Annotated in this window: 20 protein-coding genes; 18 read left to right on the forward strand and 2 right to left on the reverse strand. The window is 35.2% G+C overall.

The features are described from left to right. The first annotated feature begins 493 nt into the window (after window positions 1-493). Genes CS063_RS15220 through CS063_RS15235 form a run of 4 tightly spaced genes read left to right on the forward strand, consistent with a single transcriptional unit; the run spans window position 494 to window position 6,188 of the window. Window positions 494-2,023, forward strand: coding sequence for a sugar ABC transporter ATP-binding protein (locus tag CS063_RS15220; protein ID WP_099450551.1), 1,530 nt, complete (start codon window positions 494-496; stop codon window positions 2,021-2,023). Further along, window positions 2,023-3,078 (forward strand): ABC transporter permease, encoded by a 1,056-nt coding sequence (locus CS063_RS15225; RefSeq protein ID WP_099450552.1) that lies wholly within the window; start codon window positions 2,023-2,025, stop codon window positions 3,076-3,078. Before CS063_RS15220 ends, CS063_RS15225 begins: the two co-directional genes overlap by 1 nt. Beyond that, entirely contained in the window at window positions 3,075-4,103 is a 1,029-nt protein-coding gene (locus CS063_RS15230) for an ABC transporter permease subunit (protein ID WP_099450553.1), read from the forward strand. The genes CS063_RS15225 and CS063_RS15230 overlap by 4 nt, the downstream gene beginning before the upstream one ends. 45 nt (window positions 4,104-4,148) lie before the next feature. Then, window positions 4,149-6,188, forward strand: a complete 2,040-nt coding sequence (locus CS063_RS15235; RefSeq protein WP_180270823.1) for a methyl-accepting chemotaxis protein — start codon at window positions 4,149-4,151, stop codon at window positions 6,186-6,188. Window positions 6,189-6,195: 7 nt separating this feature from the next. Here the strand turns inward: CS063_RS15235 and CS063_RS15240 are convergent, their stop codons facing one another. After that, window positions 6,196-6,954: a Crp/Fnr family transcriptional regulator gene (locus tag CS063_RS15240; RefSeq protein WP_099450555.1), complete on the reverse strand. Its 759-nt coding sequence runs from the start codon at window positions 6,952-6,954 to the stop codon at window positions 6,196-6,198. Between the two features lie 166 nt (window positions 6,955-7,120). Here CS063_RS15240 and CS063_RS15245 point away from each other — a divergent pair, with 166 nt between their 5' ends. From CS063_RS15245 to CS063_RS15290, 10 genes are all read left to right on the forward strand, one after another. Then, complete coding sequence (locus tag CS063_RS15245) at window positions 7,121-8,194, forward strand: uroporphyrinogen decarboxylase family protein (protein WP_099450556.1); 1,074 nt, start codon at window positions 7,121-7,123, stop codon at window positions 8,192-8,194. Window positions 8,195-8,203: 9 nt separating this feature from the next. Further along, on the forward strand, window positions 8,204-9,142 hold the full coding sequence (locus tag CS063_RS15250) for a nucleoside hydrolase (protein ID WP_099450557.1): 939 nt from the start codon (window positions 8,204-8,206) through the stop codon (window positions 9,140-9,142). A gap of 3 nt (window positions 9,143-9,145) precedes the next feature. Next, complete coding sequence (locus CS063_RS15255; RefSeq protein WP_099450558.1) at window positions 9,146-9,706, forward strand: CD3072 family TudS-related putative desulfidase; 561 nt, start codon at window positions 9,146-9,148, stop codon at window positions 9,704-9,706. A gap of 80 nt (window positions 9,707-9,786) precedes the next feature. Continuing rightward, the gene (locus CS063_RS15260) at window positions 9,787-10,401 is read left to right on the forward strand and encodes an ECF transporter S component (RefSeq protein ID WP_099450559.1); all 615 of its coding nucleotides are present in this window, start codon (window positions 9,787-9,789) and stop codon (window positions 10,399-10,401) included. A gap of 80 nt (window positions 10,402-10,481) precedes the next feature. Continuing rightward, a complete protein-coding gene (locus CS063_RS15265; RefSeq protein ID WP_099450560.1) occupies window positions 10,482-11,273 on the forward strand; it encodes an energy-coupling factor transporter transmembrane component T family protein in 792 nt (263 codons plus the stop codon). Beyond that, window positions 11,261-12,121 carry an energy-coupling factor ABC transporter ATP-binding protein gene (locus CS063_RS15270; protein WP_099450561.1) on the forward strand — a complete coding sequence of 287 codons (861 nt, stop codon included), beginning with the start codon at window positions 11,261-11,263 and terminating at the stop codon, window positions 12,119-12,121. Before CS063_RS15265 ends, CS063_RS15270 begins: the two co-directional genes overlap by 13 nt. A 1-nt stretch (window position 12,122) precedes the next feature. Further along, window positions 12,123-12,929, forward strand: coding sequence for an energy-coupling factor ABC transporter ATP-binding protein (locus CS063_RS15275; RefSeq protein ID WP_099450562.1), 807 nt, complete (start codon window positions 12,123-12,125; stop codon window positions 12,927-12,929). A 10-nt stretch (window positions 12,930-12,939) separates the two neighbouring features. Then, window positions 12,940-14,115 (forward strand): MFS transporter, encoded by a 1,176-nt coding sequence (locus CS063_RS15280; protein ID WP_099450563.1) that lies wholly within the window; start codon window positions 12,940-12,942, stop codon window positions 14,113-14,115. Beyond that, window positions 14,112-14,852 carry a nucleoside phosphorylase gene (locus CS063_RS15285; protein ID WP_099450564.1) on the forward strand — a complete coding sequence of 247 codons (741 nt, stop codon included), beginning with the start codon at window positions 14,112-14,114 and terminating at the stop codon, window positions 14,850-14,852. The genes CS063_RS15280 and CS063_RS15285 overlap by 4 nt, the downstream gene beginning before the upstream one ends. 212 nt (window positions 14,853-15,064) lie before the next feature. Further along, complete coding sequence (locus CS063_RS15290) at window positions 15,065-15,982, forward strand: ribokinase (RefSeq protein ID WP_099450565.1); 918 nt, start codon at window positions 15,065-15,067, stop codon at window positions 15,980-15,982. On the opposite strand, the gene CS063_RS15295 is transcribed toward CS063_RS15290, so the two are convergent. Then, window positions 15,956-16,843, reverse strand: a complete 888-nt coding sequence (locus tag CS063_RS15295; RefSeq protein WP_099450566.1) for an AraC family transcriptional regulator — start codon at window positions 16,841-16,843, stop codon at window positions 15,956-15,958. The genes CS063_RS15290 and CS063_RS15295 overlap by 27 nt on opposite strands. A gap of 193 nt (window positions 16,844-17,036) precedes the next feature. Between CS063_RS15295 and uxuA the strand changes: the two genes are divergently transcribed. The 4 genes from uxuA to rhaM all read left to right on the forward strand — a co-directional run bounded on the left by uxuA (window position 17,037) and on the right by rhaM (window position 26,188). Next, entirely contained in the window at window positions 17,037-18,086 is a 1,050-nt protein-coding gene (gene uxuA, locus CS063_RS15300; protein WP_099450567.1) for a mannonate dehydratase, read from the forward strand. A gap of 24 nt (window positions 18,087-18,110) precedes the next feature. After that, window positions 18,111-18,959: an SDR family oxidoreductase gene (locus CS063_RS15305; protein ID WP_099450568.1), complete on the forward strand. Its 849-nt coding sequence runs from the start codon at window positions 18,111-18,113 to the stop codon at window positions 18,957-18,959. A gap of 325 nt (window positions 18,960-19,284) precedes the next feature. Then, window positions 19,285-25,758: a family 43 glycosylhydrolase gene (locus CS063_RS15310; RefSeq protein ID WP_180270824.1), complete on the forward strand. Its 6,474-nt coding sequence runs from the start codon at window positions 19,285-19,287 to the stop codon at window positions 25,756-25,758. 118 nt (window positions 25,759-25,876) lie between these two features. Beyond that, the gene (gene rhaM / locus CS063_RS15315; RefSeq protein ID WP_099450570.1) at window positions 25,877-26,188 is read left to right on the forward strand and encodes an L-rhamnose mutarotase; all 312 of its coding nucleotides are present in this window, start codon (window positions 25,877-25,879) and stop codon (window positions 26,186-26,188) included. Window positions 26,189-26,378 lie beyond the last annotated feature (190 nt).

Genomic DNA, 26,378 nt, shown 5'->3' on the forward strand with positions numbered 1-26,378 from the left:
GAGTGTAGGGTTATTATCTGGAACAAGTGCAACCACAATGGAACCACAAAGAGAATTAACACGTGCAGAGATGATGACTTTAATTATTAAGTTAAATGAACTGCTAAATCCATAAGGTGGTTATATCATCAAAGAAGAGTCTTAGATAAATAGATATAAAATAAGGGTATAACCAATAGTCTAAAAGTATCTTTAGATGCAAGAAAAGAGTGTTGGTTATACCTTCTTTTTGTCTCTAAGTAGGATAGATAGATAGTGAAAAGGAGGGCACCTTAAAAAAACTAACTTTTTAGATAAATAAATATAATTTATTTTTAAATATAATAAATAATTCAAATTAATTCAAAACATAATCTGTATTAACTTTAAAGGTTTTTTTTTATAATAGTGTTATAAATAAGGATTATTCAGCTATTAAACATATAAGGTGCGAACTATAAAACCATTTACAGGACTCTTAGCTAGCACCTTTTTTAAATAAAGGGGTGAAAGAATGAATATAAAAGAAAAAAAAGAAGTACTTACCATGCGAAATATAAGTAAAAACTTTCCGGGAGTAAAGGCACTTGCTGATGTGGATTTTACACTTAGAGAAGGGGAAATACATGCATTAATGGGAGAAAATGGAGCTGGAAAATCAACTCTTATTAAGGTTTTAACAGGTGTTGAAGAATTTGAAACAGGTGAAATACGACTTGCTGGCACAGAAGGAGTAATCATTAACAAGTCACCTCAAGAAGCACAAGAGAATGGTATTAGTACAGTTTATCAAGAGGTTAATCTTTGTCCTAACCTTACTGTAGCAGAAAATATCTTCATTGGGCGTGCGCCTAGGAAATGTGGAGGAATTGATTGGGGGACTATGAATGGGCGAGCTAAAGAAATGCTAAAAGCCCTTAATATTGAACTTGATGTAACAAAGGCACTAGAAAATTATTCTGTAGCTATTCAGCAAATGGTAGCTATTGCAAGAGCTATAGATATTTCAGCAAAGGTTCTTATTCTAGATGAACCTACAGCTAGCTTAGATGAACAAGAAGTAAAAAAACTTTTTAATGTAATGAATCAGCTTAAAGCAAAGGGTATTGGGATTATATTTGTAACACATTTCCTTGAACAAGTATATGAGGTGTGTGACCGCATTACTGTTTTAAGAAATGGAGCGTTAGTCGGTGAATACAAGGTAGAGGAACTGCCTCGTGTTCAACTAGTAGCTAAGATGATGGGTAAAGATTTTGATGATTTAGCTAGCATTAAAAAGTTAGCGGAAGAAAGTGCAAAAAAAGAACATAAAGAAGTGTTTATAGAGGCTCAAGCATTAGGTTGTCATGGTAAGATTAATCCCTTTGATTTAACCATTCGTAAGGGAGAAGTTATTGGTCTGTCAGGGCTTTTAGGTTCAGGGCGTTCAGAGCTTGCACGTACACTTTATGCAGCAGATAAAGCAGATCAAGGAAAGCTTAAGATAAAGGGTGTTAATTCCCATATGGCAGCACCTATTGATGCCATGAAAAGAGGGATGGCTTTTTGTCCTGAGAATAGAAAAGATGAAGGGATTATTGCAGATTTATCTGTAAGAGAAAATATTATTATCGCACTTCAAGCAAAAAGAGGCCTATTTAAGCTTCTTAGTGACAAGGAACAAGAAAAATTTGCAGATGAATATATTAAAGTGCTTCAAATCAAGACAGCTAGTCAAGATACACCTATTAAGCAGCTTAGTGGAGGCAACCAACAAAAGGTTATTTTGGCAAGATGGTTACTCACTCATCCAGAGTTTCTAATCTTAGATGAACCTACCAGAGGAATTGATGTAGGAACCAAAACGGAGATTCAAAAGCTCGTAGTAAAATTAGCAGAAGAGGGCATGTCTGTGATGTTTATCTCTTCTGAAATTGAGGAAATGCTCAGAACGTGTAGCCGAATGGCTATTTTAAGAGATGGTAGTAAGGTAGGAGAATTAGATGAACATGAGCTTTCACAAGAAAATGTAATGAAAGCGATCGCTGGAGGTGACAGATAATGAATAAGGCAGAAACTTCTTTTAAAAAACTAATGAGTCATAGACTCTTTTGGCCTCTTGTATGTTTGGTAGTCGTATTACTCTTTAACCTTATTAAAACGCCTGCGTTTTTTAAGATTACTATCAATAATGGGGTACTTTATGGCTATCTAATTGATGTACTTAATAGGTCGAGTGAATTGATTATTCTAGCAGTTGGAATGACGTTAGTTGTTGCTTCTTCGGGAGGAACAGATATTTCTGTAGGAGCAGTGAGTGCTTTAGCAGGAGCTGTATGTGTTTTTTCTTTAGGCACAGGAGCAGCTTATAATATGCCTTATGGCTTAGGGTTACTTTTAGGTGTATTTGCAGGTGTAGTTTGTGGGGCATGGAATGGTTTTTTAGTTGCTAAGATGAAGATACAACCCATGGTTGCTACACTGATTTTATTTACAGCAGGACGAGGAATTGCACAGCTGATTACAGGCGGTAACATTCTTTATGTCAAGGTGGATTCCTTTAAGCGTTTAGGTGCTTTTTTACCAGGTGTACCTTTACCAACACCTATCTTTGTGGCAGCAGCAGTTGTTATCATCACGTTACTTATCTTAAGGAAAACCGCTTTAGGTCTTTATATTCAAACGGTAGGTATTAACTCAAAGGCAGGTAAGTTAGTAGGATTAAATGCAACGCTTATTCAGTTTTTAACTTATGCATTTTGTGGGCTTTGTGCAGGGATTGCAGGACTTATTATCACTTCTCGTATTTACTCGATTGATGCCAACAATGCAGGTTTAAATATTGAACTAGATGCCATTTTAGCAGTTGCTTTAGGAGGAAATAGTTTAGGTGGGGGTAAATTTTCTATTGCAGGAAGCATTATCGGTGCCATTACTATTCAGGCACTTACCACTTCTCTTTATGCGATGAAGGTAACGGCTGATCAACTACCTGTTTATAAAGCCATTGTCGTTATTATTATTGTAGCTTTACAGTCTCCAGAACTTAAGAGGATGTTTAAAGCCTTAAAGCTTAAGATAAACAAAACATCAGAAGGGGAGAAGGTGACAGCATGATTAGTAAATTAAAAAGCAAATTAGAAGGCAATAACTTTTTATTAGTTATCACTATTTTACTTTTTATCGCTCTTTATGTAGCAGGAATGATTGTTTTTAGTGATAAGAACTTTGCAAAACCTCAGGTGTTTTTTAACCTATTTGTAAATAACGCAGGACTTATTATTGCTGCAGCAGGAATGACTATGGTACTGATTACTGGAGGAATTGATATTTCCATTGGTTCAGTTATTGGTATGACTTGTATGCTTCTTGCTTGGATGATGGAAAAGCAAAGTATGAGTGCAGGACTCAGTATCGTCATTGTTTTAATAGTTGGATGTGTATTTGGATTAGTGCAAGGTTTTTTTGTAGCTTATTTAAAGATACAACCTTTTATAGTTACATTAGCAGGGATGTTTTTTGCTAGAGGTATGACGGCAATAATTAGCTCGGACATGATTAGTATTACTAATCAAAGCTTTTTAGCTATAGCCAATGCAAAGTTATATTTACCTTTCTTAGGTACTGTTAATAAAAAGGGAGTTATGGTATACCCTTATGTTTATCCAAGTGTTATTATTGCAATTGTTGTTTTGGTTATTGTTTTTATTGTGATGAAATATACAGCCTTTGGTCGCTCTATTTATGCGGTAGGGGGGAATGAACAATCAGCTCTTTTAATGGGACTTAATGTTAGACGAACCAAGTTAAAGGTTTATATTTTAAATGGATTTCTAGCTGCATTAGCAGGCTTTGCTTTTTGCTTAAATTCTTGTGGAGGATTTGTTGAGCAAGCTCGTGGTTTTGAAATGGATGCTATTGCATCAGCTGTTATTGGCGGGACATTATTAACAGGAGGAGTGGGTAATGTAATAGGAAGCTTGTTCGGTGTACTGATTAAAGGAACGATCGAATCACTTATTACCTTCCAAGGTACTTTATCTTCATGGTGGACGAAGATAGCTATTGCTGCACTATTATGTTTCTTCATTATTTTGCAAAGTTTATTTACAGCCTTTAAAAATAAAAAAATAAAAAAATAAGAAATAAAGGGAGAGGGCCTTTTAAGAAAGCTGAGGAGGATGCTCATGTCAAGAAGGGGACCACATGTCAACAAGGGGATAGTTAAAAGAAAGCTAGGAATGCAACTTATAGGTGTATTTTTAATAGTGAGTTTAATACCGTGTCTGCTTATTGGTTATGTGAGTATTCGTGCCGTAACAAGTTCGATGGAGGTGACACTGGGTAAATATTCGCAAAAAATCATGGATCAGTTAGCTCATAGTATGAATGAAACGATTGTAACTACAGAAGGAATAGAAAAAAGCTTAATTGATGATATGAGTTTTGGGAAGCTTATCATGAAATACGATCAGTTGACAGCAAGGGAAAGGCTTACTTATGAGGCAGATGCAGATAAAAAGATTGGTAGCTTGGTAAATAATCAAGTGTTTATAGAAGAAGTTTATGTGTTTTATAAAGATCAAGAAAAATACCGCTCGAAATTAATAGACAAAGGGATAGAATCAGAAACATTTCTCAGTAGTTCTCTTTATACTAAAATGAAGAATCAACCTTATGAAAGCTATGGCTGGTATCAAAGTGAAGCTTCAAAGGAGCAGCTTTATGTAGCTAAAAAAATGACTAAGGAGGCGGATTCACCCATTCTGATAGCCCTACTTAATAAAAAGGGCTTTCAGGACACTATTGCATTAGCCAGCATTGAAGAAGGCATTGCAATAGAAATCTTAGATGCAAGTTACCAGGTATTAGTAGGGAATGATGAAGGAGAAGGGACTGATACATCTTCTAAAGCAGAGGCTGCTCTTGATGAGATAGAAAATACTGGCATGCAAACAGGTACTTTTGTTTCTCAAAAAGCACTTATTAGTTTTGCAAAACTTACCAATGGATGGCAGGTTATACTTTCAGCGCCTATGACTCTCTTGATGAAGGATTTGCAAAAGGCTTGGGGAATCATGGGTATTATTTTAACACTATGTATATTAGTTGGTTTTAGCATAAGTATTTTCATGAGTCGTAGGATAACAGAGCCTATCGTAGCTATGGCGAACCTTATGAAAAAAGTTGAAGATGGCAATCTGAATATAGAAGAAGACATCCAGACAGATATTAAGGTTTCTAGCCTTGAAGTGGGGATACTGGTAAAAGGCTTTAGCCATATGCTAAATACTCTAAAGGTGCTTATTAGTAATGCAAAAGAGGTAACAGAGGGTGTTAAGTATAATACTGTGCAGTTGGAGGAGGTAGCTAACCATACAGCGAGTTCAGCAAAAGATGTAGAGTTAGCAATAGAAAGCTTAGCTATAGGTGCAGAGGAGCAACGAAACGAAATAGAATCTGCCTTAGGTAATATTCAACGACTCGCAGATCATATTAATGAAGTAACTGATGGGATTGAAGAAATAGAAGAAGCTTCTAAAAGAAGCATGACTAGAAGTACACAAAGTAAAAAAGAAGTAGAATTGTTATGGTCTCAAACGCAAGAAACACTAGTTATGAATCAGAACATGCAAGACCAGGTAAATAGGCTTGGTGATAAAGCGAATAATATTGGAAAGATTATAGAACAGATTAATGGGATTAATGATCAAACAAACCTATTAGCCCTTAATGCCAGTATAGAGGCAGCTCGGGCTGGACAGTTTGGATTAGGTTTCGCTGTAGTGGCACAAGAAGTAAGAAATCTTTCTGAGCAAATTCAAAGTGCCACTTTAAGCATTTCAAAAGCCGTTCAAGAAATACAAGAGGAAAAGCAGGCGACCTTAAAAGAGCTAACTAAGGCAATGGGTGTATTTGATAAACAGGTTCCTGTAGTGGAAGCAACTAAAGCAAGTTTTGAAGCTATTAATGAACAGATGCTTCAAGTAGATGAAAGAATTCATAACGTGACTGAATTACTTCTAGGTGTACAAAACCAAAAGACAGAAGTTATTGAAGAAATGAAAAGGGTTTCTGAGGTTGTAGAACAAGCAGTGAGCATCTCAGAAGAGGTAAGCTCAACTAGCGAAGAGCAAAGCAGTTATGCAAAAGAAATAAAAGATATGGTAGTAGCCTTAGTCAGTAGTGTGGAAAATCTAGAGGCAACTTATATGAAGTTTGCGTAGGTTCAAACTAATACTCAGGAAATGCCGAATAAATTTGAAATGGACGTCGATTCGTCCCTAAAAAGCTCGTACAGTATGTATCGAGCTTTTTATATTGCGCAGAATTAATGGTAATCTTTCCATTTATAATACTAAAGTAGTCTTGTTCCTGCAGTTTGCTTAAATGACGATACAGGCTACGTAAATTGATATGTAACAGATGACTCATTGTTTTACGACTAACTGTTAGAGTAAAAGGAAAAGAAGAACTATTGCAGCTATTAAATAGATAGAGAAGTATTGTATCGTCCAAATTATAAAGAGCACGTATCTCTGCCATATCCATATAATACTGAGAAACATTAGCGAAATAAGAAATACAGACATTAGCCACTGTAAGATTATTATGCATAGCATGAAAGAAGAGATTAGCAGGGACTTCAATAATGATGGATGCTTTGATTGTTCTTATAGAAGCAGTATATTTAGGTACATTTAGAATATATTCAAGCAAGCCAAAAATATAAGGTGATAACATAGTATCTGCCACGATACTATCTCCAAATACAGAGTTGATAAGGCAGTGATAAGTACCACTGAGAGCAATATAGACGGTATTTGCATCATTTCCCATTGTAAGAAATTCGGTATTCGGTTTTAGCTTTCGGAGCTTACAAAGTGGGGCGCAAGTAGATGGATTTATTTCTTCAATATCATCAGCAGTTATAGACTCTTTTGAGAATAATTTTAATACTTTGCATAGATAGTTATCATAATTATTGGGCATATTTTTCCCTCCTTTTTATTAAAAGATGACAAGTGTCACTTGTTTAATATGTATACTATGTTATTATTAAATTACAAAAAAGTCAACTATTTATACAAATTAAACATAATAAAATATTTTAAAATATAAAACATTTAAAATATTTTATTCAAAAGGAGGGGTGAGGTTGTTACCAAGAGATAGAGTAATAAAAGCTTTAGCTCATGAAAGAACAGATCGAGTTCCTTTAGATTTCTGGGCAACTCCTGAAACTTGGAAAAATTTAAAGACTTATTTTAATACCAATGAAGAGGAAGAGATCCTACGTAAACTTCAAGTGGATATTCGCCAAGTTCAACCTGATTATATTGGACCTAAGATAGTAAAAGAGGAAGATGGAACCTATTTTGATGCAATGGGAGTTCATAGAAGAGTAATAAAAAATGAGTTCTGTGAGTATGAGGAATATGCAAGCGCACCTTTAGGTTTTGTACAGTCAGTGGAAGACTTTGAAAGATACAATAAGTGGCCTAATATTTCAAATTATGATTTTAAAGGTTTAAAGAATAAAATCGGTCCTATAAATGAGACCTATTATATCAAGCTAGAGACAGGAGGGTTATTTGAATTTGCTTGGGCGCTTCGCGGGTATGAACAATTTATGATGGATATGATTTTGGAACCTGATATTGTTCATTTCATTATGAATAAGATAACTGAATTTTGGTGTGATTATGTAAGAGAAGCTATGGAACAAGCTGGAGATAAGTATGATATGGTGTATACCTATGATGATATTGCTGCTCAAAACTCACTTCTCATGTCAAAAGAAATGTGGGCAGAATTTATAAAGCCTTATCACGAGAGATTAAATCAGGTAATTCATTCCTATGGTAAGACAATCATGTATCACTCATGTGGAGCCGTTTATGATATGATAGAAGATTTAAAAAAACTGCCCATTGATGTTTTAAATCCTATTCAGCCAAGAGCAAAGGGAATGGACATGAAGGAAATAAAGAAGCATTTTAAAGATGTTCTTTCTTTTCATGGAGGCATAGATATTCAATTTGTCTTACCTAAAGGAACGAAAGAAGAAGTAGATGCTGCTGTACGACATGCAATTGATACTCTCGGTGAGGGAGGGGGCTATATATTAACAAGTGCGCACTATATTCAAGCGGATACGCCTGTAGAAAATATAGTAGAGATGTATAAAGAAGCAAGAGAGTACTCTCAAAATAAAAACTTAGAAAAATAGGAGAAGGCAATGGCAAAACAGAAACTTATTATAGACACAGATTGTGGATCAGATGATGCAATGGCAATAGCCATGGCACTTAACGATCCTAACTTTGAGATTCTCTTTTTTACAACTGTCTCAGGTAATGTAGATGCAAAGAGAGCTGCTTATAACACACTTATGACAATAGAACATGCGGGGACCTATCAGCCGCCAGTGTACATAGGATGTAACCAAGCTTTATTAAGGGATATGGTATTTGCCCATGAGACTCATGGACTTGATGGAATGGGAGATATAGGGCTTAAAGTAAAGAGTCTAGAGGTAACACCAGGGAATGGGGTTTTAAAGATCTTAGAAGCTTTAGATACACATGAAGCTGGAGAAATAGAGATTATTACGCTTGGTACACTAACAAACATAGCATTAGCTATGCGTTTGGAACCAGATATTATGAGGAAGGTAAAAAGAATTGTAGCTATGGGAACAGCGGGGCTTGGTACTGGTAATGTATCACCTGTAGCAGAATTTAATATATGGCAGGATGCAGAAGCTGCAAAAATAGTCAATGACTTTGGAGTACCCCTTATGTATGTAGGGTGGGATGCTTGTTTAGAAGATGCGATGCTAAACGAGGAGGAAATTAATCGCATTAGAGAGAGTGGAGAATTAGGGAAATTTACTATTGATTGTAACAAACGCCTTATGGAGATGAATAGGGAACGCTTTGGAGCACTTTACTTAGATATGGCAGATCCAGCAGCGATGGCAGCAGCACTTTATCCAGAATGTATAGAGGAATGTGATCATTATTTCTGTGAGGTAGATGTTTCAAATGGACCGAGCTATGGAAGTGTATTAGTTGATAAATATCATTTTAGTGGGAAAGAGCCTAATGCCTATATTTGTAGTAAGTTAAAAGCCAATCTTTACAAAGAATACATATATAAAACACTGGGGGCATAGTTATTGAAAAAGATAATACTCGTTAGTCATTGTATTTTAAATACGGCATCTAAGGTTGTTATGTACAATTTAAAGGAAATAGAAGAGGAGGAGGCATTAAGAAAACAGTTTGTAAAAACAGCATTAGATAGAGGGATACAGCTTTTACAACTTCCCTGTCCAGAATTTACATTATATGGCTCTAAAAGGTGGGGACATGTAAGTGAACAATTTGATAATGTATTTTTCAAAAAACATTGTAGAAATATTTTATTACCCATTATAGAACAGTTAGTAGAGTATAAAGAGAACAAAGAAAGATTTCAAATACTAGGGATTGTAGGAATAGACGGAAGTCCTAGCTGTGGAGTGGATTATACTTGCACAGGAGAAAAGAGCTATGGTGCATTAGGAGATAGAGATGAATCCATTATGGAAGTTATTCATAACACCTCACTTTGCAAAAGGAAGGGCATATTTTTTCAAGTATTAGAAGAGATGTTGGTAGAATTTAAGCTTGCGGATATTAAAGTAGAAGGTCTCTTTGCATTAGAACCCCATAAATGTATGAATTTATTAAGTTAACGCAGTGTTAACTAATAAAGTATAAAAAAATAACAGGATACAGCAGTAAGAGCTGCTGCTAAAAACAGGAGGGAAATAATATGGAGAAAAGACATTCAATTAAGGACGATTTTTCAATGTTAGCGTTACTTATTATACCGATTGCAGTTGCAGTAAACTTTGTCGGTGGGCAATTAGCATCTTTATTAAAGCTTCCGTTTTATTTAGACACTATAGGAACTATTTTTGCAGCCATGCTCTGTGGGCCATGGGTAGGGGCGGTAGCAGGTACATTAACCAATATTGTAACGGGTATTGCCAACCCAGTAAACTTTGCATTTATCCCAGTTAACTTACTGGTAGGCTTAGTGACAGGTTTCTTATCTAGAAAAAATATGTTTAGTGTGTGGTGGAAATGGATTATTGCAATGGTATTAATGGCTCTAACCTCTATTATTTCTGCAGCGCCTATTGTTGTACTAGTATTTGGAGGTATTACAGGCGGGGGTACATCACTTATCACGGCAACAGCAATGGCAGCAGGAGCAAACATTTGGGCAGCGGTGCTTGGAACAGAAGGTGTTTTTACAGTAGTTGACCGAATCATTTCTTTCTTTATTGGCTATTTTGTTATTAAGGTTATCCCAGCAAGAACCCTTGTTAAGTTTGGGTGTGGAGGTAACTACATAAGAAAGGATAACTCAACATCTATTTAAAACAGAGGAATATACCGCTACTTACTTAGATAATAATAGGTAGCGGTTATTTTATAAGCAACTAGAGGAGGTTACATACGATGTGGAGAGAGAAGCTTAGCATTAAAAAGGATAATGCCATTGCAGCATTGTATCCATCAGCTAAATTTTTAATTGTGTGCCTCTATTCTTTTTGTTCCCTAATCATTGGAACAATCAAAATAGAAGGTTATCCATTCTTTTTAATTCCTTGGTTTTTAATAGTCCCTATACTCTGTGCAGCAAGTGGAGTTTGGAAAAACTTTATAAAGGCATTTAATAAAGTCTTATTTATAGCGGTTATTATTTTTGTGGTGCAGAGCTTGTTTGTTCCTAGCGAAACAATAATTTGGCAAATAGGTTTTATAAAGGTATATGAGGCTGGATTACAAAGTGCAATTGTACTTTCTTTTTCTATTATGAATATCGCTGGAATGTTTATATGGATGTTCCAAACAACAGAAAACAAGGAAATTTCTAGAGCTTTAGAGGACTCTGGTATGAACTATAAGGTGGCCTACGTATTTATTAGTACCTTACAGATGATAGAGGTGCTTGGAAAAAGTAGTAAGACCATTATGAATGCTCAGCAAGCACGTGGCGTAGAAACAGAAGGTAATATATTTATCCGAAGTAAAGCCTTTTTTCCATCTATGGTGCCTTTGATTTTAGGAGCTATTACAAATACGGAAGAGAGAGTCCTTACATTAGAATCAAAAGGTTTTGATGTAAAGTGTAAAAAAACACATCTTTTTGAAATAGAAAAGTCAGGCAAGGAAAAATTAGCAGCGGTAATAGCCATTTTAATTACCACTTTAGTGATTATAGGGAGGGTCTTAGCATGGGTATTGTAATTGAATTTAAGGACGTATCCTATAGTTATCCGTTAACCAAGGAACCATCTATTAAAAATTTGAATTGTAAGTTAGAAAAAGGAAAATTTTATGGAGTTATTGGGAAAAACGGTTCAGGTAAGACTACCTTATGTACCCTTATAAGAGGGTTTGCACCTAGCTTTTACCAAGGTGTACTAGAGGGGCAAGTTTTGATTGAGGGCAAACCCACAGTAGATCATGGACCAGGTGAGTTATCACTAAAAATAGGCTATGTCTTTCAAAACCCCTTTAATCAAATTAGTGGGGTGAAAGAAACAGTATTTGAAGAGGTTGCCTTTGGACTAGAGAACTTTGGAGTTCCCGTTGATGAGATAGAGCGAAGAGTAATAGAGGTTATGGAGCTTACCAAAATCAGCCATATTGCAGAAAAGAATCCATTTGAGTTATCAGGAGGTCAGCAACAAAGGGTTGCATTAGCATCTATTATTGTTTTAAAACCAGATATTTTAGTTATAGATGAACCAACATCTCAATTAGATCCTGAGGGAACAGAAAGTGTTTTTGAAATTATTGATGCTTTAAAGAGAGAGAAGAAAACGATTATTTTAGTAGAGCATAAAATAGATTTAATTGCTGAATATGCAGATGATGTCATGGTTCTCGATAATGGAGAAATGATTCGTTTTGGACCCAAGCAAGCTATTTTAAGTGACATGTCTTTATTAGAACATGGTATTCAGCTCCCACAAATGGCGATTTTAGGGAATGAATTAGTAAAACAGGGTGTTAAGTTAGATTATATTCCAATTACAGAAAAGCAAGCAAAAGAAGTGATTGGAAGAACACTAAGAAAGGAGAGCGTATAAAATGGCACATGTCTCTCTGAAGGATGTTACCTTTGCTTATCCCAATGGTTTTGTAGCAATTGATCATATTAATATTGAAATAGAAAAAGGTGAAAACGTAGCTATTGTTGGACAAAATGGAGCAGGAAAAACAACAACTGTTAAAATGTGTAATGGCCTTTTAAGACCTACAAAAGGCGATGTGAAGATAGGTGATATGAATACTAAAGATTATACAACTGCACAAGTGTCTAGAAAGGTAGGGTATGTTTTCCAAAATCCAGATGACCAAATTTTTCATTCCTCTGTATATGATGAAGTTGTGTTTGGTCCTAAAATGATGAAGCTTGCCAATGAAAAAGTAGAAAAACAAGTGGACTATGCACTAAAGATAACAGGAATGGATGTTTTTAAAAACGAGAACCCCTATAATTTACCTCTTTCAACAAGGAAGTTTATAACAATAGCAGCTATTATAGCAATGGATACAGAGGTGATGATTTTTGATGAGCCTACAGCAGGGCAGGACTTGGAAGGCAATAGACGGTTGTCGGCTATTTTAAAAGAATTACATCATCAAGGCAAGACAGTTATTACTATTTCACATGATATGGAATTCGTTGTTTCTAACTTTGAACGTGTTATCGTAATGGCAAATAAAAAGGTAGTTACGAGTGGCCCACCTAAAAAAATATTTTGGGATTTTCCAGCCCTAGAGGAAGCCATGCTTAAACAACCGTATATTTCTCAGCTTTGCAATAGTTTAAATCTAGGTGAGGGAATCATTCATTTAGAAGAAGCTGTAAAAGCAATTAAGGATAGGAGTTAATACTAAAAATATGAATAGAAGGCGTAATATTGCTGCATTTGTAGCTTATGCAATGTATCTTTTAACAGGAGCTGCTTGTGTAGTGATAGGTAGTAGCATTCCGCAACTAATGACACATTTTAATAAAGATCTTCCCACAATTGCCATTTTGGCATCTGCCTTTGCAATAGGAAGGGTTGCGACTGTTTTTCCAGTAGGAGTAATGACGGAAAAGGTAGGAGTAAAAATAACCATTACAATGGGAGTACTCTTTTTTCTAGCATTTTTGATAGGTATTCCACTCACAACCAGTTATGGTATAGCAATAGTCTTATCTGCTATAGCAGGGGTGGGGATGAGTACACAAGATACTTGTTGTGCTGTAATTTTAAGAGAAGCTTTTCCTGAAAGTTACAGTAGTTCGTTAAGTGCAGGGCAAGCATTTTTTAGTATAGGTTGTTTTTTGTCACCGATGTTAATGGCCATTGCCCTAGCCAATGAAGTGGATTTTACAGTGGTTTATTTTATGGTAGCATTAGTAGGTTTTACTATGCTCTTAGCCATTCCTTTTATGAAAATAACAAAAGATATACATATAGAAGAAGTTTCAGAAAATAAAGAGGTAGAACCTGTAAAATTGAAGAACAAAAAATGGGGGTATGCTTTTTTGGGTATCGCATGCTTTACCTATTTTGGTGCAACAAATACAATACATACTTATACTGCAACTTTTGTAGAAAGTTTTGGCATATCAGAGAGTATTTCTGTATCTATCTTAACGGTATATAGTATAGGGTGTATGGCGGGTTCTTTTTTCTTTATTCCTGTTTTAAGAAAGGTTCATGAAACCCATGTGTTATGGATAAATATGTTATGTGCATTTGTAAGTTTAAGTATAGCGATGTTATGTAAAACAACAGTCATCTTTTTTATCATGTATTTTGTTGCAGGCTTCTTTTGTGGTGTACTGTTCTCTGTACTAGTGTCTATTGCAGTTAGTTTAAAGCCACTACATGCAGGTATTGCAGCAGCAACCATAGGATTTGTAGGTGGGATTGCTGATATACTATCACCCCTATTAACAGGAGCAATTATTAGTGTTACAAATATTCAATCTACTTTTTATTACTGTATAACCATGTGTGTGTTGTGTATTGCATCTGCATGGGGATATCGTATGATGTACAGAAGGGAGCTAGATAAATGATGAAAGTAAAAGAAGTATTGAATGAGAAAGGTGAACAGTATCATATTTGCTGTAAACCTGGAGACGTTGGAAGATATGTATTATTACCCGGAGACCCATTTAGAACGGATTTGATTGCAAGCTATCTTGAGGATGCAAAGCTAGTTGCACACAATAGGGAGCATAAAACTTGGACGGGTACCTTAAATGGAGTAAAGGTAAGCGTAACATCAACAGGAATGGGCTGCCCATCTATGGCAATTGCTTTAGAAGAACTTATTCACTGTGGTGCAGATACTTTTATTAGAATTGGAACAGCAGGACATGTATGTGAGGCGTCTTGGGATGAAAGCTTAGATGGCGTTATATGTACTGGAGCAGTGAGAGATGAAGGGACAACCATCCATTATATGCCTATTGAGTATCCTGCCATTGCAGATAGGCATATTGTAGCAGCTTTAGCTGATGCCGCAAGAGCAGCTGGGTTAAACTATGCAGAGGGGATTGTCCAAAGCAAGGATAGCTTTTATGGACAACATGACCCAGATGGCTTACCTAATGGTAAACGATTAAAGGAACGGTGGGAAGCGTGGTGTCAAGGTAATGTAATGGCTAGTGAAATGGAGACTGCTGCTCTTTTTGTCATATCATCTATTAGGGGATGCCGTGCAGGAGCTATTATGAGCTTTAAAAATATGAAAGAAACTATAGGTATTGCATGTGAGGCTTTAACAACCCTAATGAAAATAGACGGATAGAATAAAGTCAAAGAACATTTATGTCATTTCCTTGAAAATGGTGTTTTAATAGCCAGGTTAAGTAATGTCCAAGGAAAACATAAATGTTTTTTGTTTTGCTTAAAAGGATGAGATATAAGTGCTTGCTCAATATATTTGAAGGTATTAGAATGAAATTATCTGTAAGGCAATTAAAGTATGTGTAAAAATAAAAAATAATGAGGGGGATGTCAATGAAAGTCTTAAATTTTGGCTCTTTGAATATTGATTATGTATATAAAGTAGACCATATGATACGAGAAGGTGAAACGCTATCATCAAGTGGTATGGAAGTTTTTTTAGGAGGGAAGGGATTTAATCAGTCGGTGGCATTGGTAAAAGCAGGGGTACCTGTTTACCATGCAGGGATGATAGGAGAAGAAGGAAAAATTTTCTTAGATGCGTGTGAAGAGTACGGCATATCTTCTAAGTTTATAAAGACAATCGAAGGGAAAAATGGACATACCATTATACAAGTTGATAAAAATGGTCAAAACTGCATTATGCTGTATGGTGGAAGCAATCGTTCTTTAACAAAGGATTTTATTGATGAGGTGCTCTCATACTTTGGAGAAGAAGATTACATACTTTTGCAAAATGAAGTGAATCATTTGGATTATATCATTGAGAAAGCTTATGAGCGTGGTATTAAAATTGTTTTAAATCCTTCCCCATTAGACTCCTATTTAGAGACTTGTGATTTGAATAAAATTACTTATTTTATGATGAATGAAATTGAAGGGGAGCAGATTACCGGAGAAAAGGAAGCCAATAAGATATTAGATAAAATGATGCAAATGTATCCAGAGTCTAAGGTGATATTAACACTTGGTTCAGCAGGTTCGTTATATCAAGATAAGGAGAATTTTTTTGAACAAGGTATTTTCAAAACAAAAGTAGTAGATACAACTGCGGCAGGGGATACTTTTACAGGTTATTTTGTATCTGCCATTATCAGTGGAAAGAGCATTCCAGATGCTTTAAAGATGAGTGCAATGGCAGCTTCGATTACAGTATCGAGAGAAGGGGCATCTCCATCGATTCCAACCTTAGATGAAGTAAAGGAAAAATTAAATACACATGAGCTAGGTAAGCTTGAAATCTTGAGGTAGCTTGTGCTGCTCTCTAAATTCCTTAGGGGAGAGACCATACTCTTTTTTGAAAGCACGATAAAAGCTTGTGTAATCCTTAAAACCATATTGATGGTAGATTTGATTAAGAGGCATACCTGACAAGATACTGTTTTTACTAGCATGAATACGTTTTTTTAAGATATATTGATACAGTGAAATGCCCATATTATCTTTGAAAATATGGGAAATGTGATATTTACTAGCAAAAAAGAAATCTGCAAGGGTATCTAGTCCTAAATCTTCACCTAAATGGCTATTGATATAATCACAAATATTTAAATAGAGTGCATTGCCATGAGAAGGTGAAACCTGATGAAGCATATTGTAGGTCATACGGTTAAGCAGTATTAAAAAGGTACATAAAAGAAGCTGAATATGCACTTCATGAAAAGGATGGTGCCCCCTTGTATCTTCTAAGAGTTGTAATAAGGCACCTTGAATTTGTTGATGAGAAATATAATCCAGTCGAAAATGATAGTTCTCGCTTTCAGAAACATAGTTAAAGCTATAAGCAAAATCTTTGGACTTCTGGCAAAGCGTGTCCAGATAAGATTTACTTATCCAGAGTATAAGTCGACGATAAGGGGTATCATAAGAGTTGAAAATAGGATGATGAGGTTTACCAGGTGGGATAAGTAAGTAATCACCAAATTGTAAGTTGTAAGTTTTTTGTTCTATTTTATAAGTAATATCACCCTCTATAAAAAAATAAATTTCATAGTAGTCATGGGTATGAGGGGAAACATGTTGGAGAGTTGCGTCGTTATAATAAAAAATCTCAAAGTCAGAAGACTTCATATATTGCCTAGTATCAAACTCGGTATATAAATCTTTTTTCATAAGCTACCTCATTATTTATTAATTTAAAAGCAAAATTTCACAAGAATGGCTAATTATTGTATCTATTATAAGGCATATTAAACAGAATCGCAAGTTTTGCAATGCTTGTCGCAAGTCTTCCAATGGTAATATGCGTAATATTGGATATAATAAAAGTATATAAAAAAACACGCTCATTAACGGAGGAATTCAAATGAAATTATCATTTAGATGGTATGGTGAAGACGATAAGGTAACTTTACAAAACATTAGACAAATCCCAGGTATGAACTCTATTGTAACAGCTGTATATGATGTACCAGTAGGTGAAGTATGGAGTAGAGAGAGTATTGCTAGACTTAAACAATTAGTTGAAGAAAATGGATTAGCTTTTGATGTCATTGAAAGTGTACCAGTTCATGAAGATATTAAACTTGGTAAACCATCAAGAGATAAGTACATTGCAAACTACTGTGAAAATATTAGACGTTTAGGGGAAGCGGGCGTTAAATGTATTTGTTATAACTTCATGCCAGTATTTGACTGGACACGTACACAACTTGACCACGTATTACCAGATGGCTCTACTTCTTTAGTTTACTACCAAGAACAAGTAGATGCAGTAAACCCATTAGAAAGTGATAGTGACTTAACTCTTCCAGGTTGGGATTCAAGCTATACAAGAGATGAGCTTAAAGCAGTAGTAGCTGAGTACAATGCTATGACAGAAGATGACCTTTGGGATAACTTAAAATATTTCTTAGAAGCCATTATCCCAGTTGCGGCAGAATGCAATATCAATATGGCGATTCATGAAGATGATCCATGCTGGAGTATCTTTGGTCTTCCAAGAATCATTACCTGTGAAGAAAACCTTGACCGTTTCTTAAAACTTGTAGATGATAGTCACAATGGTATTACACTTTGTACAGGTTCTTTAGGTTGTTCAAATAAGAATGATGTTGTAAAAATGGCAGCTAAATATGCAGCTATGGGGAGAATTCACTTCGTACACATGAGAAATGTAGCTGTTCTTGAAAACGGATTTGAAGAAAGAGCACACTTATCAAGCTGTGGTTCTTTAGATATGTTTGCCATTATGAAAGCTTTACATGACAATGGCTTTAAAGGCTATGTAAGACCAGATCACGGACGTATGATTTGGGGTGAAACAGGTCGTGCAGGTTATGGATTATACGATAGAGCATTAGGTGCAACTTATCTTAATGGTTTATGGGAAGCTATTGAAAAAATGAGCAAATAATGACTAAAGAAAGAGGTAAATAAGATGAGTTTAGCATTTGGAACAGATTTAAATGGGAAAGTAGCTGTTGTAACAGGCGCTGGTGGTGTTCTTTGTGGTATGTTCGCAAAAACCCTTGCTAAATCAGGTGCAAAGGTAGCTGTACTTGACCTTAACGAAGAAGCAGCAGAAAGTGTAGCAAAAGAAATTGTAGCAGAAGGCGGCGTAGCAAAAGCTTACAAAGCTAACGTATTAGATAAAACAAACCTTGAAGAAGTACATGCAAAAGTACTCGTAGACTTAGGACCATGTGACCTTTTATTAAACGGTGCAGGTGGTAACAATCCTCGTGCAACAACAACTAAAGAATACTTTGAAATGGGCGATATTGAAGCAGATACTATTTCCTTCTTTGATTTAGATCAAGCAGGTGTAGAATTTGTATTTAACTTAAACTTCATTGGAACACTTCTTCCCTCACAAGTTTTTGCAAAAGATATGATCGGAAGAGAAGGCTGTAACATTATCAATGTTTCTTCTATGAATGCTTACACACCACTTACAAAGATTCCAGCATACAGTGGTGCTAAAGCAGCCATCAGTAACTTTACGCAATGGTTAGCAGTTCACTTCTCAAAGGTAGGTATTCGTGTAAATGCCATTGCACCAGGTTTCTTTGTAACCAAGCAAAATGAAAAACTTTTATTTAATGAAGACGGCAGCCCAACTGCTCGTTCACAAAAAATCTTAAATGCAACACCAATGGGACGTTATGGTGAAGCAGAAGAATTAAACGGTGCATTATTATTCCTTGCTAATAACGATGCAGCAGGTTTCGTAACAGGTGTTGTTATCCCAGTAGATGGCGGTTTCTCTGCTTACTCTGGTGTATAAAATCATGTTAAGTAAATAGATAAATAGTAAAAGTCTTATAATGACTCTTTTAAGAGTGGTTATAAGACTTTTTTTAATTAAATGAATCTATAATAAAAAAAACTAACTAAAAAAAATAAAAAAAACTAAATATAAAAAATAATACAAAATATTATAAAATAATCAAAAAAATATATAAAAAATACATAAAATAACACATTAAACTTTTTAGATAAACCAAGTAAAATAAATTATATGTCTTTAAAAATACAAAAATAAGGAGGGATTGTATAGCAATTTAATAGTACATAATAACTAAAAAATAATGAGGAGGAAGAAGACAGAGATGCGTAAAAAAATAGTTACATTTTTGTTAGTATTTACATTAGTACTTAGTTATGTGCCTACAATATCTTATGCTACACAGGGAGGTAACCAGGTTTCAAATCCACTGATGTGGTCAGATGTACCAGATGTTTCTGTTATTAGGGTAGGGGATGTTTACTACATGAGCAGTACCACTATGCATATGAATCCCGGTGTTCCGATTATGAAATCTTATGATTTAGTAAACTGGGAGATTGTAAATTATGTGTATGATGTGCTAGACACACAAACAGATGCACTAGCACTTAGGAATGGGGAAAATGCCTATGGAAAAGGCTCATGGGCAAGTAGTCTTAAATATCATGATGGTAAGTTTTATATAGCCTTTGCTTGCTATAATACAGGGAAAACGTATATATACCAAACTGATGATATAGAAAATGGCCCATGGGAAAGGTCTGAACTTACAGGTGTCTATCATGACATGTCCCTTCAGTTTGATGAGGATGGGCGTGTCTATATGATTTATGGTGGAGGAGATATAAAGATTGTTGAACTTACGGAAGATGCATCAGCTATTAAATCAGGAACTGAAAAGGTTATTATTACAGATGCAAGTAAGGTAACAGGTATTAGTGGAGGTCTTGCTGAGGGGGCTCAGATATTTAAAGTAGATGGTAAATACTACTTATTCCTTATCACATGGCCAACAGGTAGTGAAAGGACTGTGTTATGTTATCGTGCAGATAATATCAATGGACCTTATGAGGGAAAAGTTGTCTTAAAGGATAAAGGAATTGCTCAAGGAGGTATTTTTGACACACCTGATGGTAAATGGTACAGCATGTTATTCGGAGACAGAGGGGCTGTTGGAAGAATTCCTTATCTTGTTCCAGTAGAGTGGCAAGATGGATGGCCAGTATTTGGCATAGATGGTAAGGTACCTGATATGTTAGACATGGATGCTACTAAGCTAAATTTAAAAATTGTATCATCAGATGAATTTTATCAGTATCAACCTATGACTATGTCATTATTGGGAGAAGAAGTATCAGAGTTAGTAGCACAAGAAACAAGAGAGGTAGTACCGAAGGAACTTATTGAAAATGGAGATTTTGAAGCTTCAACCATAGAACCATGGACTAATAAAGATCCAGCAACACTTACTTTGACAAGCAGTGAGAAGTACAGTGGTTTACAGAGTTTATCTATTACAAATAGAACGGTTGGATCTTCTGGACCAATGCAAAGTTTAGCAGGTAAATTAAAGGCAGGTAATACCTATCAGTTTTCAGCTAAAGTTAAATATCTAGCAACAACCTCACAAGCCTTAGATATTGAATTATTAGATACAGAGACTAGCCCAAGAGAAATGGTTCAAGATAAACAGTTCAACTTTTGTATTCAAACTAATCCATCTGATTGGCAGACTATCAAAGTCATAGGATCTAAGACAATTAACAAAGGAGAATGGGGCATTATAGAAGGTACATATACAATTCCTACTAATGCAGATGTGAGTAAGGGGTGTATTTTTATTGAAACACCATGGGCAGCTGCACCTACACAAGAAAAAGATCTTATGGATTTCTATGTAGATGAGGTCTCTTTCATGGATGTTACACCAGCCGAGGTAGAAGAAGGAGACTATGGAATCATTCAAAATGGAGGATTTGAAACAGGTCTAGATCCATGGACTGGTAACAGTGGAGCTAGTATAGAAGTAGTAGATGATGTTTATTACAGTGGCTCTAAAAGTTTAAAGATTACAAATAGAAAAGATATTGCAGCTGGACCTAAACAAGATATTAAGGGTAAGGTACAAAGTGGCAAGCAATATAAGGTTTCAGCCAAAGTAAGATATAATGCAGGACCAGCAACTAGAAAATTTAATATGAATATTCAATCAGGAAATTGGGAAACTATCAAAAATATGGCTTCTGCAACCATTACAAAGGGTGAATGGGGAAGCATAGAAGGAATATATACGATTCCTGTGGATATGAATGTGGATAATGCTGTTACGTTTATTGAAACCTCATGGGTTCAAAATCCAGTAGCAGAAGATGACTGGATGGATTTTTATGTAGATGATATTTCCATTGTAGACATTACACCTGATCCCAATATTATTCAAAACGGAGGTTTTGAAAAAGGAAAAGAACCATGGATTGGTAATAGTGGAGCCACTATAACAGTAGTAGATGATGTTTATTACAGTGGCTCAAAAAGCTTAAAGATTAGTGGTAGAAATGATATTGCAGATGGACCAAGACAAGAGATTCCTGGAAAAGTAAAAAATGGTAGACAGTACAAGATTTCAGCAAAGGTAAGATATGATGAAGGACCAGCAACTAGAAAATTTAATATGAATATTCAATCAGGAAATTGGGAAACTATCAAAAATATGGCATCTGGAACTATGAAAAAAGGTGAATGGGGAAGTATCGAGGGGGTATATACAATCCCAGATAATACAGATGTAGATAATGCTTTTATTTTTATTGAAACATCGTGGGCTCAAAACCCAACAGCTGAAAATGACTGGATGGATTTTTATGTAGATGATATTTCAATGATAGACGTGACACCAGAAAATGTAGATCAAGAACAACCTGGAGAAAATGACTATAATGGTTCTGATTTAGCCTTGGTTTGGCAATGGAATCATAATCCAGATAATACAAAATGGTCTTTAACTGAGCGAACAGGCTATTTGAGACTTACAACAGGTAAGAAGAGTACGAGTATTTTAGATGCTAGAAATACACTTACACAAAGAACTTTTGGACCTGAATGCTCAGGAAGTATAGCCATGGATGTAAACAATATGAAGAATGGAGATTATGCAGGCCTTGCAGCTTTCCAAAATAAGTATGGCTATGTAGGCGTTAAAATGATTAATGGATCAAAGTCTATTGTTAGAGTAAATGGTAAAGGGGCTATTAATGATACAAAAGAAACAATAGAAGAAGTAGCAAGTATTCCACTTAATCAAAATAAAGTTTATTTTAAAGTTGACTTTGATTACAAAAATAGAACAGATAAGGCATATTTTTACTATAGTTTAGATGGGACAAATTGGAGTGAGATAGGATCAGAACTGCAGCTTGAATATACTTTACCTCATTTCATGGGATATCGTTTTGCATTATTTAATTATGCAACTAAAACAACAGGTGGGTATGTTGACTTTGATTACTTCAGAATAGAGGAGCAGGCCAGTGGCATACAGCCATCAGGAGTACTCTTAGGTGCCAACCTTTCTAATGTTTCTGATGTCCTAGGGGTGCAAAATACAGAATTTGAAGTACCACTCATGCTAGATGCATTGCCAGAAGGTGATTATACATCTATCTCAGCTTCACTTAATATTCCAAAAGAACTTGCAGTGACAGATGTTCTTTTTAACTCAGCTAATCTTTTAGGAGATACATCTTATACTTATTTAAATAATAGATTGCAACTTAGTGTAAAAGGAAATGCCATAAATGTTAGTAATCAAGAAAATGATAAATTATTTGCAACAATTAAGTTAAAAGTAACAGATTTTATTCCAAAAGATAAGACAGTTACCATCAATACAGATTACATTACTGTTCAAGGTTTAACAGCTGAAGGAGAAAGAGTTTCCTATAAGGTTTCAGAAGCCGTATCAACGATAACCTTAAAAGCATTAGACACAGAGACGATTGGAAAAGTGCTAGGTTATTCTAACCCTCTTATCAGTCATAGATTAGGTGCAGATCCCTATGCTATTACTTATAATGGTAGAGTATATATTTATATGTCAAGTGATGAATTTATGTATGATAACACAGGTAAGATTATAAATAATACATTTTCAAATCTTAATAGAGTACTTATTATATCTTCTGATGATATGGTAAACTGGACAGATCATGGCTATGTTCCAGTAGCAGGCCCAAATGGTGTAGCAAAATGGGCTGTAGGTTCATGGGCTCCAGCAGCAGCGCATAAAAAAGTAGATGGTCAAGATAAATTCTTCTTATATTTTGCTAATGCAGCAGGAGGAATTGGGGTACTAGAAGGAGAGAGTCCAGTAGGGCCATGGAGTGATCCTCTTGGAAAGGCACTTATTACTAAAGCAACACCTGGGGTAGCCGATGTAGAATGGCTATTTGATCCAGCAGTATTAGTTGATGATGATGGTACAGGATATCTCTACTTTGGAGGAGGTATTCCAAGTGGAAAAGATGCAAATCCAGAAACGGCTAGGGTAGTTCGATTAACAGATAATATGCTTGGTTTAGCTAGTGAAGTTGTTAAAATTTCTCCACCCTATTTATTTGAAGACTCTGGTATTCATAAGTATAATGGTAAATATTATTACTCTTACTGTTCAAACTTTGCAGCAGGAGCACGTCCAGAAGGTTCACCTCCAGGAGGTGAGATTGCTTATATGGTAAGTGATAATCCTATGGGACCATTTACTTATGTATCCTCTATTTTAAAGAATCCTTCTGTATTCTTTGGAGTAGGTGGCAACAACCACCATGCAATTTTTGAGTTCAATGGACAATGGTATATTGTTTATCATGCTCAGACAGTATCCAAAGAGTTAGGTGTTGAACTAGGCTATCGATCACCACATATTAATAAGCTAGAATACTATTCAGATGGTACGATTAAAAATGTTGCAGCAGATATGAAGGGTATAGCACAACTTAAATCGCTTAATCCATATATAAGGAATGAAGCAGAAACGATAGCTTGGAATGCAGGTATTGAGACAGAAATATGCAAGATGCCTAATGGACAAATAGCAACTAACATGAATGTCACAGCTATAAATAGTGGTGATTGGATTGCTGTAGCTAATGCAGAGTTTGGAGTAAGTGGAGCTACAAGTTTCGAAGCAAATATAGCTTCTACACAAGGTGGAGCTATAGAGATATATCTAGATCAACCATTTGGTGAGCCAATTGGAGTATTAGAAGTTAAATCTACAGGGGGAGAACAAGAATGGCAAGTAATGAATTGTGATGTAGAAGCTGTTAGTGGTATACATACGATTTTCTTTAAATTCAACGGAACATCTTCAGGTAATCTATTTAACTTTGACTATTGGAAGTTTTTAGCTAAAGAAATTACTGCAGTTACAAATGTGAATTTAAGTGCAAGTACACTTAGTTTGGTAATAGGAGAGAGTAGTCAATTAAGGGCTACTGTTTTACCTGAAACTGCAACAAATACAAGTGTAACATGGACAAGTGATAACGAAAAAGTAGCTACAGTAGATCAAACAGGAAAGATAACAGCAGTTGGAGCAGGAACAGCAATTATTACTGTAACAACAGTTGATGGTAACAAAACTTCAAATTGTGAAATAATTGTAAGACAAGAAGAAAGCGAAGTAGCCCTTTTAACAGGTCAAAATAGTACAGTTACAAGCGGGGGAAAATTCCAAGTACCTATTACCCTTGCTAAGGCAAAAGATATGGGAAGACTAAAAGCAACAATTAAATATGATGAAAATCTATTAACGCTTAATAACGTAATCTTTGATGCTTTTAAAGTACAAGAATGTAATACACAAAACTTAGGAGAAATTGTATTTAATGCAGTTAATCCAGAAGGTTTACCAAATAATGATATAACAAAAATAATAACCTTAGACTTTACTGCTAAGGGTAATGTAACAAAGCAAATAACTACATCTATTATGTTTATCAACACAGAAGCAAATAGAGTGGGTAATACAGAAATCATGACTGTAGAAACAAGTCCTACTATCATAACAATAAAAGCTAAATCTAGTGGAGGAAGTGATTCAGGTTCAGGAGGTGGCTCAGGAAGTGGGTCGGGCTCAAGTAATGGGTCTGGTACGCCATCAAAACCAGTTGTACCAGAAGAAAAACCACAAACACAGCCTAAACCAGTTATTACTCCAAATACTCATTTACAACCAGGTAATCCAGGAAAACTTCAAGATATAACTAAACATTGGGCAAAAGATCCTATTAACAAAGTAGTTCAGTTAGGTTATATGGTAGGAAAGACAGAAACAGAATTTAAACCAAATGATTTCCTTACAAGAGGAGAAATGACGGCACTACTTAATCGCTTAATAGTGGATGGTCCAACAGGTAAAGCTTCTTTTGGTGACATTAAAGGGTATGAATGGTATGCAGGAAGTATTGGCAATATGAGTAAACTTGGTTTGGTAAGTGGCTATAAAGATAATACCTTTAGACCAAACAATTCTATTAAACGTGTAGAAGTTATGTCAATCATAGCAAGACTTATGGCTTATAATGGTATGGATAAGACTGTTGCGAATTCGGACAAGATATTGGCAACCTATAAAGATGGTAAGAATGTGCCAACATGGGCCAAAAGTGATGTAGCTTGGTGTATTAGCCAAGGCATTGTAACAGGTGATACACAGGGGTATATTAATAGTGATGCTGATATTACTCGAGCAGAACTTGCAGTTATTATCAACCATATTTTAGCAATACAAAAATAAAAGGTTAGGTTACGATTTACTTTATTAGTATGATAAAATAAATTATAATCCTATCTAACATTTTTGAAGGATTTGTGTTATCTTATTCTAAAAGGTTGATAAGAATGGAGATGTAAAAATGGTTAAAACATTCAAAATGAAGCTTTATCCAGGAATGGAAGCAGAGTATGAAAAAAGACATAATGAGTTGTGGCCAGAAATGATTGATATGATTCATGCACATGGTGGTAAGAATTATACCATTTCATTAGATCCAGAAACCTTAGTTCTTTATGGTTATATTGAAATAGAGGATGAAGAAAAATGGAGTAAAAGTGCAGATACAGCTATTAATCGTAAGTGGTGGGACTTTATGGCAGACATTATGGAAACAAATGCAGACAATAGCCCTGTTTGTCAGGATTTAAAGGTTTTATTCCATTTAGACTAATAAAAAAATTTTGTTCACAAGATAATTATATAGGATAATACATAATAAAAGTCTTATAATGACTCTTTAATAAAGAGTGGTTATAAGACTTTTTATGTATATAAAATTAAACTATAAGTATTGGCGTATATGAAATATATTTTAAATCAGAATTTAAAAAATTAATAGCAAGAATAGTAAAAGCAACCTT

Origin of the sequence: Sporanaerobium hydrogeniformans (assembly GCF_002735925.1) — a bacterium.
In the GTDB taxonomy this organism is placed as follows: domain Bacteria; phylum Bacillota; class Clostridia; order Lachnospirales; family Cellulosilyticaceae; genus Sporanaerobium; species Sporanaerobium hydrogeniformans.

What these genes read in the sequence shown, in the direction of transcription:
- CS063_RS15235 (WP_180270823.1), top strand. Translation starts at nt 4,149, where the DNA reads ATGTCAAGAAGGGGACCACATGTCAACAAGGGGATAGTTAAAAGAAAG.
- CS063_RS15250 (WP_099450557.1), top strand. Translation starts at nt 8,204, where the DNA reads ATGGCAAAACAGAAACTTATTATAGACACAGATTGTGGATCAGATGAT.
- CS063_RS15305 (WP_099450568.1), top strand. Translation starts at nt 18,111, where the DNA reads ATGAGTTTAGCATTTGGAACAGATTTAAATGGGAAAGTAGCTGTTGTA.
- CS063_RS15290 (WP_099450565.1), top strand. Translation starts at nt 15,065, where the DNA reads ATGAAAGTCTTAAATTTTGGCTCTTTGAATATTGATTATGTATATAAA.
- CS063_RS15220 (WP_099450551.1), top strand. Translation starts at nt 494, where the DNA reads ATGAATATAAAAGAAAAAAAAGAAGTACTTACCATGCGAAATATAAGT.
- CS063_RS15265 (WP_099450560.1), top strand. Translation starts at nt 10,482, where the DNA reads ATGTGGAGAGAGAAGCTTAGCATTAAAAAGGATAATGCCATTGCAGCA.
- CS063_RS15310 (WP_180270824.1), top strand. Translation starts at nt 19,285, where the DNA reads ATGCGTAAAAAAATAGTTACATTTTTGTTAGTATTTACATTAGTACTT.
- uxuA (WP_099450567.1), top strand. Translation starts at nt 17,037, where the DNA reads ATGAAATTATCATTTAGATGGTATGGTGAAGACGATAAGGTAACTTTA.
- CS063_RS15240 (WP_099450555.1), bottom strand. Translation starts at nt 6,954, where the DNA reads ATGCCCAATAATTATGATAACTATCTATGCAAAGTATTAAAATTATTC.
- CS063_RS15260 (WP_099450559.1), top strand. Translation starts at nt 9,787, where the DNA reads ATGGAGAAAAGACATTCAATTAAGGACGATTTTTCAATGTTAGCGTTA.
- CS063_RS15280 (WP_099450563.1), top strand. Translation starts at nt 12,940, where the DNA reads ATGAATAGAAGGCGTAATATTGCTGCATTTGTAGCTTATGCAATGTAT.
- CS063_RS15225 (WP_099450552.1), top strand. Translation starts at nt 2,023, where the DNA reads ATGAATAAGGCAGAAACTTCTTTTAAAAAACTAATGAGTCATAGACTC.
- CS063_RS15270 (WP_099450561.1), top strand. Translation starts at nt 11,261, where the DNA reads ATGGGTATTGTAATTGAATTTAAGGACGTATCCTATAGTTATCCGTTA.
- rhaM (WP_099450570.1), top strand. Translation starts at nt 25,877, where the DNA reads ATGGTTAAAACATTCAAAATGAAGCTTTATCCAGGAATGGAAGCAGAG.
- CS063_RS15275 (WP_099450562.1), top strand. Translation starts at nt 12,123, where the DNA reads ATGGCACATGTCTCTCTGAAGGATGTTACCTTTGCTTATCCCAATGGT.
- CS063_RS15295 (WP_099450566.1), bottom strand. Translation starts at nt 16,843, where the DNA reads ATGAAAAAAGATTTATATACCGAGTTTGATACTAGGCAATATATGAAG.
- CS063_RS15285 (WP_099450564.1), top strand. Translation starts at nt 14,112, where the DNA reads ATGATGAAAGTAAAAGAAGTATTGAATGAGAAAGGTGAACAGTATCAT.
- CS063_RS15230 (WP_099450553.1), top strand. Translation starts at nt 3,075, where the DNA reads ATGATTAGTAAATTAAAAAGCAAATTAGAAGGCAATAACTTTTTATTA.